This is a genomic window from Frateuria sp. YIM B11624 (assembly GCF_049727805.1).
In the GTDB taxonomy this organism is placed as follows: Bacteria; Pseudomonadota; Gammaproteobacteria; order Xanthomonadales; family Rhodanobacteraceae; genus Frateuria_A.
Genome location: NZ_JBCNYA010000055.1, coordinates 1 through 9,877 on the forward strand (window position 1 = coordinate 1; position 9,877 = coordinate 9,877).

General features: G+C 69.6%; 10 protein-coding genes. 5 read left to right on the top strand and 5 right to left on the bottom strand.

The window, feature by feature from the left end; all coding sequences use genetic code 11:
• Positions 1-134 precede the first annotated feature (134 nt).
• Positions 135-884 (bottom strand): class I SAM-dependent methyltransferase, encoded by a 750-nt coding sequence (locus AAIL17_RS17965; protein ID WP_424684198.1) that lies wholly within the window; start codon positions 882-884, stop codon positions 135-137.
• A gap of 16 nt (positions 885-900) precedes the next feature.
• On the bottom strand, positions 901-1,866 hold the full coding sequence (locus tag AAIL17_RS17970; RefSeq protein ID WP_424684199.1) for a transporter: 966 nt from the start codon (positions 1,864-1,866) through the stop codon (positions 901-903).
• 102 nt (positions 1,867-1,968) lie between these two features.
• Between AAIL17_RS17970 and AAIL17_RS17975 the strand changes: the two genes are divergently transcribed.
• A complete protein-coding gene (locus AAIL17_RS17975; RefSeq protein WP_424684200.1) occupies positions 1,969-3,444 on the top strand; it encodes a PLP-dependent aminotransferase family protein in 1,476 nt (491 codons plus the stop codon).
• A 30-nt stretch (positions 3,445-3,474) separates the two neighbouring features.
• On the opposite strand, the gene AAIL17_RS17980 is transcribed toward AAIL17_RS17975, so the two are convergent.
• The 3 genes from AAIL17_RS17980 to AAIL17_RS17990 all read right to left on the bottom strand — a co-directional run bounded on the left by AAIL17_RS17980 (position 3,475) and on the right by AAIL17_RS17990 (position 5,476).
• On the bottom strand, positions 3,475-3,816 hold the full coding sequence (locus tag AAIL17_RS17980; protein WP_424684201.1) for a hypothetical protein: 342 nt from the start codon (positions 3,814-3,816) through the stop codon (positions 3,475-3,477).
• Positions 3,817-3,938: 122 nt separating this feature from the next.
• Positions 3,939-4,862, bottom strand: coding sequence for an alpha/beta fold hydrolase (locus tag AAIL17_RS17985; RefSeq protein WP_424684202.1), 924 nt, complete (start codon positions 4,860-4,862; stop codon positions 3,939-3,941).
• 11 nt (positions 4,863-4,873) lie between these two features.
• Positions 4,874-5,476, bottom strand: a complete 603-nt coding sequence (locus tag AAIL17_RS17990; protein WP_424684203.1) for a TetR/AcrR family transcriptional regulator — start codon at positions 5,474-5,476, stop codon at positions 4,874-4,876.
• Positions 5,477-5,582: 106 nt separating this feature from the next.
• On the opposite strand from AAIL17_RS17990, the gene AAIL17_RS17995 reads away from it, so the two are divergent.
• The 4 genes from AAIL17_RS17995 (at position 5,583) to AAIL17_RS18010 (ending at position 9,750) form a co-directional block, all read left to right on the top strand.
• Positions 5,583-6,380 (top strand): M48 family metallopeptidase, encoded by a 798-nt coding sequence (locus AAIL17_RS17995; protein WP_424684204.1) that lies wholly within the window; start codon positions 5,583-5,585, stop codon positions 6,378-6,380.
• Between the two features lie 292 nt (positions 6,381-6,672).
• Positions 6,673-7,005: a YXWGXW repeat-containing protein gene (locus tag AAIL17_RS18000; protein WP_424684205.1), complete on the top strand. Its 333-nt coding sequence runs from the start codon at positions 6,673-6,675 to the stop codon at positions 7,003-7,005.
• 228 nt (positions 7,006-7,233) lie between these two features.
• Positions 7,234-8,337 carry a Glu/Leu/Phe/Val dehydrogenase dimerization domain-containing protein gene (locus AAIL17_RS18005; RefSeq protein WP_424684206.1) on the top strand — a complete coding sequence of 368 codons (1,104 nt, stop codon included), beginning with the start codon at positions 7,234-7,236 and terminating at the stop codon, positions 8,335-8,337.
• Between the two features lie 255 nt (positions 8,338-8,592).
• Entirely contained in the window at positions 8,593-9,750 is a 1,158-nt protein-coding gene (locus AAIL17_RS18010) for an isovaleryl-CoA dehydrogenase (protein ID WP_424684207.1), read from the top strand.
• Positions 9,751-9,877: the final 127 nt, after the last annotated feature.

The window sequence follows — 9,877 nt, forward strand, 5'->3', positions numbered from 1 at the left end:
CTCACCCCAGCCCTCTCCCCGACGGGGAGAGGGAGCGAAGCGACATGCTTCGGCTGGGTTTGCCCGCAAGCCTTGGCCCCTCACCCCAGCCCTCTCCCCGACGGGGAGAGGGAGCAAAGGCGGACGTGCGTGTCTCACTTCGGCTTGCGGAACTTGAGCAGGAACTTGTCGGTGTGGCCCTTGATCTTCGGGTCGAAGACGGCGGCGGTGTGGTCGTCGGCTGGGTTGCGCAGCGCGTCGCTGGCGGCGACGAACTGGAAGCCGGCGCCGGCGACTTCCTTCTTCACCGCGGCGGGGTCGACGCGGTGCAGGTCGTTGGTGTGCGCGAAGCCGGTGCCGGGGGCGGCGGTGTGGTCGAGCACCAGGAAAGTGCCGCCGGGCTTGAGCAGGGCCCGCAGGTGCTGGTCGAGCTTGCCCACGTCGGGCGAACCCATGAACGGGTCGTGCAGGTCGTGGTAGTTCTGCGAGGTCCACACGGCGTCGGCCGGTTGCGGCAGCTCGAGCGCGTCCAGCGGCTGCACCAGCACCACGACGTTGGCGTACTCGCCCTTGCCGGCGAAGGCTTTCAGCGTCGCGAGCGACTTGGACGCCACCGTGGCCATTTCGGACGGGTCCAGCGCGTACACCTTGCCGGTGGGGCCGACCAGTCGGCTGAACAGGCGCGTGTAGTAGCCGGCGCCGGGCATCAGGTCGACGACGACATCGCCGCGGTGGATGCCGGCGAAGGCGAGCACCTCGGCGGGCTTGCGGTCGGCGTCCTGCGCCTTGTCGGTGGCCGGGCGCGCGGGGTCGGCGATGGCGGCGGCGATGGAATTTCCGGAGGTCTTCGCGCTGGCAGCGGCGGCGAGCGCGAGCAGCGCAGCGGCGAGCAGTGGGCGTTTCATGGCAACGGTTCCTCGCTCAGTGGACGATGTTGACGGCGATGGCCGGCGTGACCGAACGGGTGACGTTGTGGCCACCGGGGATCACGCGCACGCCGAGCAGCACGCCGACGTTCGCGTTGAAGTTGTACTCCACCGCGGGCGCGAAGCCGAACGCCTCGCTGCGGCCGGAACTCGCGCGCACGGGTGTCGCCGGCAGGCCGAGCGGGTCGTCATAGCCGGCCACGCGGGTGGCGTCGCTGCGGCTGTAGGTGAGATCGAGCGCGAGCACCCAGCGGCGGGTGAGGCTGTATTCGAACGCGCCGGCGACGTAGAACGCATCGCCCGGCGTGGCGCGACCGTGGAAGTCGGGGCCGGTGCCGTAGCTGCTCACGCCATCGAGGTCGGCGTGGCGGGCGAAGGTCCAGGTGGCGTTGAAGCGCACGCGCAGGATGCGGCCGTTGGGCATCCAGAAATAGCTCTGCGCGTTGAGCCCCAGCGTGGTCGCCCAGGCGCCGCCGCCCATGCCGTCGGCCGTCCGCTCCAGGCGCTTGTAGCGGCCAGTGGGTACGGCCTGCTGCAGCATGATCGCGAGCGTGGGGAACCAGCTTCCTTCGTGGAATCGCGTGAGGCGGTATTGCGCCTGCAGGATCTGGTCGCCCCCGCCGATGCCGGAACTGTTCGGGCCGTGGTGCAGGCCGTTGTAGCCGATGATCGGGATGGCGCCGACGGTGAGGTCGTCGGTGAGGCCGTAGAGCACGTAGGCGCGCGAGCCGAAGCCGTCGTTGCCGCGGGTCTGTACATCGTAGACGTAGGGCTCGATGAGCATGTGGCCGCGCGGCAGCGTTTCGGCCGAGTTGGCCAGCATCGGCCCGGTCCACCACGCATCGTCGCGCGACTGGCGCGCGGCGTCCTGGGCGAACGCTGTACCGGCCGCGAGCCAGATGAGGACGCCGCCGAGGATGCATAACCTGCGCCGCTTCGCCGCTTGCCGTTCGATGCCCACGCCGCCTCCACCGTGCCTAGGAAACACGCACCTTAGGCGCCACAGTGGCTCGCGCGAATAGCCACTTCGCTATGATCCCGCATGACCACTCGGGAGCCGCGCATGAAACGCGTGTCCGCCAGCCTGTTGCCGCCGATCGCGCTCGACCCGGGCGGCGATGTGCCGATCTACCGGCAACTCTCGGAATGGTTCCGGCGCGCCATCGTAGATGGGCAACTGCAGCCGGGCCAGCGCGTTCCGTCCACGCGGGCGCTGGCCGGCGAGCTGAAGGTCTCGCGCCTGCCAGTGCTCAGCGCCTACGAGCAGTTGCACGCCGAGGGCTACTTGGAAACGTTCACCGGTGCCGGCACCTGCGTGGCCGGAACTATCCCGCTGGGTGCGCCGGAGAAGCCGCGGCGCCGTCGCTGCATCTCGACGCCGGCGCTGGCTTCACCCGCCCGCCGGGTCGCGGCGCGCGCACAGGCGATGGCGGGTCCGGAGCAGACCTGGCTCGAAAGCCAGGGCGCCTTCCGCGTGGGACTGCCGGCGCTGGATGCCTTCCCGCACGAGGCGTGGGCGCGCCTGCTCAGCCGGCACGCGCGCCGCGTGGACACCGAATCATTGGTCTACGGCGATCCGCTCGGCTACCTGCCGTTGCGCGAGGCGGTCGCCGATTACCTGCGCACCGTGCGCGCGGTGCGTGCCGATGCCTCGCAGGTGATGATCACCACCGGCGCGCAGCACGGCGTGCAGGTGTGCACCCACGTGCTGCTCGACACCGGCGACAGCGCGTGGATGGAGGAGCCGGGCTATCCCGGCGCGCACCAGGCGCTGGCGGCGGTCGGCGCGAAGGCGGTGCTGGTGCCGGTGGACGAGGACGGGCTGGACGTGGCCGAAGGCATCCGCCGCGGCCCGGACGCGCGGATGGTCTACCTCACGCCCTCGCACCAGTTCCCGCTCGGCGTGACGATGAGCGCTTCGCGGCGCATGCAGTTGCTGCAGTGGGCGGCGCGCGAGGGCCGCTGGATCGTCGAGGACGATTACGACAGCGAGTACCGCTTCGGCGGCAAGCCGGTGCCGTCGCTGCAGGGGCTGGATGCCGATGGGCGGGTGATCTACGTGGGCACCTTCAGCAAGGTGATGTTCCCTGCCCTGCGGCTGGGCTGGCTGGTGGTGCCGAGCGACCTGGTGCCGGCGTTCCGCGCGGGGCGCGATGCGCTGGACACCTGCTCGCCGATGCTGCCGCAGCGGGCGATGACCGACTTCATCCGCGAAGGACATTTCGCGCGGCACATCCGGCGCATGCGCACGCTCTATGCCGCGCGGCGCGCGGCGCTGCTCGACGCGATCGGGCGGCACCTGCCGGGCAGGTTGCAGGTCGTCGGCGCGGAGGCGGGCATGCAGTTGGCCGCCCTGTTGCCGGACGACGTCGACGACCTCGCGCTCTCACGTCGCGCCGCGAAGGCCGGCGTGTCGGTCAGGCCGCTGTCGCAGTGCTACCGCGGACCGGCGCAACGGAACGGCTTGATCCTCGGTTACGGCGGCGTGGACGCGCGCGCCATCGAGGAAGGCATTCGCCGGTTGGCGCGCTGCCTGTAAGGCCGCCGGCGATACGCCGGAGGTCTGGGTTCAGCCGCCCGAATGCTGCGGCGGTGGCGCGTTATCCCCACCACCGGCCTGGCCGTGGCCATGCAGCGCAGCCTGGGCCGTGGCGAACTCCCGCGCGTCGAGCATGCCGTCCTGGTTGGTGTCGTAGGTGGACATGCGGGTACGCAATAGCGGCATGTCCGACGGGATCTCGGAGCGGGTGAGGCGCCCGTCCTGGTTCTTGTCCAGGCTCTGGAACGTCGCGCCGGTGTCGGAGCCCGCCGTGGTGGCCTGCTGCGCCGATGCGGTGCCCGCCGTGGCCACGGCAAGGAGGGTGATGGCGATCGCACTGCCCCCGAGGGTCAGGAAACGTCCGGTCTTCATGGGTCTTCTCCTTCGGCAAATCGATCACGCGCCGCCCGCTGGCGGGCGCGCTCATCGACTCTGCGCCGGAGCGGGTGAAATGCGACTAAAGAACCGTGAAGGCGTTCAGCAACGGGACCCGTTCAGGCCAGGCCATAAGGCAGGTTGGCCGAGGCCACCACGCGTTCGCCGACGCTTTCGCCTCGCGCGAAGGCCAGCACGGCCTCGACCACTTCCGGCGCGTCGAGCACGCGGTGGTGGCCCAGGCCCTGCGTGGTGAGCAGGCGCGCGCCGGGCCAGTGGCGGGCGTAGCGCTCGCCCTCGTCCCAGGGCACGTCGGCGTCGTCGAGGTCGTGCACGATCAGGCCGGGCTGGCCGAGCGCGGTGACGTGACGGTGCATCTGCAACTCGTCCACGGTGACGCCGGTGCGCCTGACCAGCCAGGCATAGAACGGGCGGCGCAGGTGCTCGCCCAGGCGCACGAAGCGGAAATAGCGGGTGGCCGCGGCATGCATGTCGGCGGCGGGCGCGATCAATACCAGCTTGCGCGCACGCCACGCTTCGCCCTGCGCCAGCGCGGCCGCGGCGCCGCCGAGCGAATGGGCGATGGCCAGCTCGGCGTCGCCGTAGTGGCGGCCGACGGCGCGCACGGTGTCGGCGAATTCCGGCAGCGTGCAGTACTGCCCGCTGCTGAGGCCGTGGCCGGGCTGGTCGAAGCTCACCACCGCATAGCCCAGCGCGCACAGGCGCCCGACCCACGGCAGGAAGCGCAGGCCGAAGCTGGACCAGCCGTGCACCAGCAGCACGTAAGGCTGCGTGGTCGGGTCGCCCCACACGTAGGTGGCGATCGCCTCGCCGTTGATCGCCAGCGTTTCGCGGCGCATCGCTTCGTCGGGCGTGGCGGCGCGCGCGCGGGCGCGGCTGCTGGCGAACGGCGTGGCGAACAGCCGCGCCGCGCGGTCGGCGGTGCGCCGCGGCGCCAGCCGGCCGCCGAGGGCGAAGCTGGTGCGTACGGTGGCGAGCTTGAAGCGGGCGGCCAACCCGGGGCGACGCATCACGGTGGACATGGTCGGTTCCTCTACGATTGCCAGCTGCGCCACAGGCGCTCGAAGGCGGCATGGGTGCGACGGCTGGCCTGCTCGAAGCCGAACAGGCCGGCGTCGTGGTGCAGGCCGAGCATCAGCGCGTAGATCTCGAAGGCGAGTTGGGCGGTGTCGGTGTCGCCGCGCAGGTGGCCCGCGGCGACGGCCTGGGCGATCGCCTTTTCCAGTTCACCGCGCCAGCCGCCCTGCTGTGCGACCACGGCGTCGTGCAGCGCGCCGTCGCGGCCGTCGTATTCGCCGGCCGCGGTGAGCAGCACGCAGCCGCTCTGGTGCACGCGGCCCCACTCGCACCACTGCTCGACGATCGCACGCAGGCGCGGCAGACCACGCGGCGCGGACAGCGCCGGCACCAGCACGTTCGCCATGAAGCGCCGCGCGGCCGCGTCCAGCACGGCCAGTTGCAGGTCTTCGCGCGAGCCGAAGTGCGCGAACACGCCGCTCTTGGACATGCCTACATCGGTGGCCAGCGTGCCGATCGAGAGGCCTTCCAGCCCGCTGGTGCGGGCCAGCTCGTAGGCGTGGTCGAGGATCAGCTCGCGAGTGGTTGGGCCTTTGGCGGTAGCGGTCGCAGTGGTCATGCGTCAAAAATAGCACGACCGTTCGTACTTTTCCAGGGTGACGTTCATCCAATCTCGCCGGACGCCGCGGCTATGCTTGGGCGCTGCCCGTCACGGAGGAACGTCCATGAAATCCCGCCTGCTGATCGCCGCGGCCATTTCCGCCCTGCTCGCCGGCTGCGCCACCTCGCCTACCGGGCGCTCGCAATTGATGATGGTGTCCGACGCGCAGATGAGCCAGATGGGCCTGGCCTCGTTCAACGACATGCGCAAGCAGGGCAAGTTCGCCAACGCGCCGAAGGAGCGCGCCTACGCCACCTGCGTGGCCAACGCGCTGGTCGCGGTGCTGCCGCCGCCGTGGAACACGCAGCAGTGGGAAGTGCAGATCATCGACGACAAGACCGCCAACGCCTTCGCCCTGCCCGGCGGGCGCATCGGCGTGAACCAGGGCATGTTCAAGATCGCCACCAACCAGGACCAGCTCGCCGTGGTGCTGGGGCACGAGCTCTCGCACGTGGTCGCGCGCCATGGCGCCGAGCGCGTGTCGGACAACATGGCCACGCAGGCGGCGGTGGCTGCCGGATCGATCTACGCCGGCACCCGCGGCAGCGATGCGGGCAACGTCGCCGCGCTGCTCGGCGCCGGCGCGCAGGTCGGCATCCTGCTGCCGTTCTCGCGCACGCAGGAATCCGAAGCGGACACGCTCGGCCAGCGCTACATGGCCAAGGCCGGCTTCGACCCGCGCGCCGCGGTCACGCTGTGGGACAAGATGGAAAAGCAGGGCAGCGGCGGCACGCCGGCGTTCCTGTCCACCCACCCGGCGCCGGACAAGCGCGCGCAGGTGCTGGGCCAGCAGGCGCAGCAACTGATGCCGGCGTACCAGCAGGCGCGGGCCGGCGGGCATTCGCCCAACTGCAAGCTGTAGGCGGTCATGAACGGCGGACTGGAAGGCTGAGCGGCCCCGATCCTTCCCCCGCCCGGCGGGGGAAGGTGCCCGAAGGGCGGATGGGGGGAGACCTTCGGGAAACCCTCCCCCGAACTTCGCGCCGAAGTGCGCCCCCATCCGCCTGTCGGCACCTTCCCCCGCGTTCGCGGGTGAAGGCTCGGTGGGGAGGCGTGCTGCTGGCTGAATGGGCGCAGCCGATGCGTCAACACCCGCCCGGCCGCGCCGTTTTCCGGTCTGCACGCCGCCGCTCGCGGCGCCACCGGAGAAACCGATGACTGCCATCACCCGTCCCCTCGCCCTGCTGGCCGGCCTTGGCTTGGCGCTGGGCGCCGTCGCCTATGCACCGGCCTCGCAGGCCCGCACCCACGTGTCGGTGGGCGTGGTCGTCGGCGTGCCGCCTCCGCCGGTGCGCGTGGTCCACGTGCGGCCGCGTCCGGGCTACGTGTGGGCGCCGGGCTACTGGCGCTGGAGCCCGCGCGGCCACCGCCACGTGTGGGTCGACGGCTACTGGGTGCGCGCCCGCCCGGGCTACCACTACCGCCCGGCGCGCTGGGTCCACGAGGGCCGCGACTGGCGCTTCCACCGCGGCTACTGGGGGCGCTGAGGCCCGCCACCGGGCGTCCCGCACGCCCGGCTTGCTGCGCCGCAGAAACGGCCGTCACGCCGACGTATTAAACTAGCTGACTAAATTCACCGCCCCGGCCATCCGCCGGGGCTTTGACTTTCAAGCGTTTCTGCCGCTTTCGGCGGTCCGCACTGGATCGGCCCGCCACCCTTTCTGCGGGATGCCAGCCCCCGTGGCATCCGCCAAACTCGTGGAGTCATCGTTCCAATGATCTTTGAAACCATCGCCAAGACGGGTCACGAAGAAGTCGTCTTCTGCCACAACCAGGACGCCGGCCTGAAGGCCATCATCGCGATCCACAACACGGTGCTGGGCCCGGCGCTCGGCGGCCTGCGCATGTGGCCGTACAAGACCGAGCAGGATGCGGTCAACGACGTGCTGCGCCTGTCGCGCGGCATGACCTACAAGAACGCCGTGGCCGGCCTGAACCTGGGCGGCGGCAAGGCGGTGATCATTGGCGATCCCTCCAAGGACAAGTCCGAGGCGCTGTTCCGCGCGTTCGGGCGTTTCGTCAATTCGCTGGGCGGGCGCTACATCACCGCCGAAGACGTCGGCATCGACGTCAACGATATGGAATACGTGTTCCGCGAAACCGAATACGTCACCGGCGTGCACCAGGTGCACGGCGGCTCGGGCGATCCCTCGCCGTTCACCGCCTTCGGCACGCTGCAGGGCCTGATGGCCGCGCTGAACTTCAAGCACGGCAACGAGGACGTGGGCAAGTACAGCTACGCCGTGCAGGGCGCGGGCCACGTGGGTTCGGAATTCATCAAGCTGCTGCGCGAGCAGGGCGCCAAGGTGTTCGTCACCGACATCAACAAGGATGCGGTGCAGCGCTGCGTGGACGAGCTGGGTTGCGAGGCGGTAGGCCTGGACGAGATCTACGACGTCGACGCCGACGTGTACTCGCCGTGCGCGCTGGGCGGCACGGTCAACGAGCAGACCATCGACCGCATCAAGGCCAAGATCATCTGCGGTGCGGCCAACAACCAGCTCGCCACCGACGCGATCGGCGACGAGCTGAACAAGCGCGGCGTGCTGTACGCGCCGGACTACGCGGTCAATGCCGGCGGCGTGATGAACGTGTCGCTGGAGATCGACGGCTACAACCGCGAGCGCGCGATGCGCATGATGCGCACGATCTACTACAACCTGGGCCGCATCTTCGAGATCTCCAAGACGCAGGGCGTGCCGACCTACAAGGCGGCCGACCGTCTGGCCGAGGAGCGCATCGAGGCGATCGGCAAGATCAAGCTGCCGCACATGGGCAATGGCGGCACGCGCTTCCAGGGGCGCATGCGCGGGCAGTGATGCTCTCGCTTTGACGAAGAGGCCGCCGGTTGGCGGCCTTTTTGTTGGGCGGGGTCCGGGCAAGGCCCTCCCCCATCCGCCTGACGGCACCTTCCCCCGTGAACGGGGGAAGGCTCACTTGGGCGGGCGTATCGCAACTTGATCCTTCCCCCGTTCACGGGGGAATGTGCCCGGAGGGCGAATGGGGGCGATCTTGCCGAAGCCCTACGACATACCGCGCTAAAATCCCCGACCAGACCCCAAGGAGTTCCACGGATGCGCCCGTTCCCGCTCGGAGAAGACATCGACCTGTTGCGCGAGAGCGTGCACGCCTTCGCGGAGAAGGAGATCGCCCCGCGCGCCGACCGCATCGACCGCGAGAACGCCTTTCCGGAAGACCTGTGGTTGAAGTTCGGCGAGATGGGCCTGCTCGGCATGACCATCCCGACCGAATACGGCGGCACCGGCATGGGCTTCCTGGCGCACATGGTGGCGATGGAGGAGATCTCCCGCGCCTCCGGTTCGGTGGGCCTGTCCTACGGCGCGCACTCCAACCTCTGCGTGCAGAACATCTTCCACAACGGCAACGAGGAACAGCGCCGCAAGTACATCCCCAAGCTGTGTTCGGGCGAGTACGTGGGCGCACTGGCGATGAGCGAGCCCGGCGCCGGCTCCGACGTCGTCGGCTCGATGAGCTGCAAGGCCGAACTCAAGGGCGACGTATGGGTCGCCAACGGCTCGAAGATGTGGATTACCAACGGCCCGGATGCCGACGTATTGCTGGTCTACATGCGCACCGCGCCGCGCGCGGCCGGCAGCCGCTGCATGACCGCCTTCATCGTCGAGAAGGGCATGAAGGGTTTCTCCACCGCGCAGAAGCTGGACAAGCTCGGCATGCGCGGCTCCAACACCTGCGAGCTGGTGTTCGACAATTGCGAGATCCCGGCGGAGAACATCGTCGGCGAGGTCAACGAAGGCGTGCGCGTGCTGATGAGCGGCCTGGACACCGAACGCCTGGTGCTCTCCGGCGGGCCGCTCGGACTGATGCAAGCGGCGCTGGACCTCACCCTGCCCTATGTGCGCGAACGCAAGCAGTTCAACGCACCGATCGGCACCTTCGGCATGATGCAGGCGAAGGTGGCCGACATGTACACGGCGCTGCAGTCCTCGCGCGGCTTCGCCTATCTGGTGGCGCAGCAGTTCGACGCGGGCATCAAGTCGCGCATCGATCCGGCGGCATGCCTGCTAAATGCATCGACCAACGCCGTGCAGGTGGCGCTGGAGGCGATCCAGGCGCTGGGCGGCAACGGCTACATCAACGAGTTCCCGGCAGGACGGCTGCTGCGTGATGCGAAGCTCTATGAGATCGGCGCGGGCACCAACGAGATCCGGCGCATGCTGATCGGCCGCGAGCTGTTCCACGGCAAGGCCTGAGAAGGGCCGGCACTTTCCGACTGCATCGCAGCGGCGCGGTGGGCTGAAGCCCACCCTACGGTGCCACGTTGCGCGCCATCGTACGGCAAGAAAAAAGGCCCGCACCGCGGGCCTTTTTCGTAGGGTG

Coding starts and splice junctions, on each gene's coding strand:
- AAIL17_RS18010 (WP_424684207.1), top strand. CDS start 8,593: ATGCGCCCGTTCCCGCTCGGAGAAGACATCGACCTGTTGCGCGAGAGC.
- AAIL17_RS17995 (WP_424684204.1), top strand. CDS start 5,583: ATGAAATCCCGCCTGCTGATCGCCGCGGCCATTTCCGCCCTGCTCGCC.
- AAIL17_RS17990 (WP_424684203.1), bottom strand. CDS start 5,476: ATGACCACTGCGACCGCTACCGCCAAAGGCCCAACCACTCGCGAGCTG.
- AAIL17_RS18005 (WP_424684206.1), top strand. CDS start 7,234: ATGATCTTTGAAACCATCGCCAAGACGGGTCACGAAGAAGTCGTCTTC.
- AAIL17_RS17980 (WP_424684201.1), bottom strand. CDS start 3,816: ATGAAGACCGGACGTTTCCTGACCCTCGGGGGCAGTGCGATCGCCATC.
- AAIL17_RS18000 (WP_424684205.1), top strand. CDS start 6,673: ATGACTGCCATCACCCGTCCCCTCGCCCTGCTGGCCGGCCTTGGCTTG.
- AAIL17_RS17985 (WP_424684202.1), bottom strand. CDS start 4,862: ATGTCCACCGTGATGCGTCGCCCCGGGTTGGCCGCCCGCTTCAAGCTC.
- AAIL17_RS17975 (WP_424684200.1), top strand. CDS start 1,969: ATGAAACGCGTGTCCGCCAGCCTGTTGCCGCCGATCGCGCTCGACCCG.
- AAIL17_RS17965 (WP_424684198.1), bottom strand. CDS start 884: ATGAAACGCCCACTGCTCGCCGCTGCGCTGCTCGCGCTCGCCGCCGCT.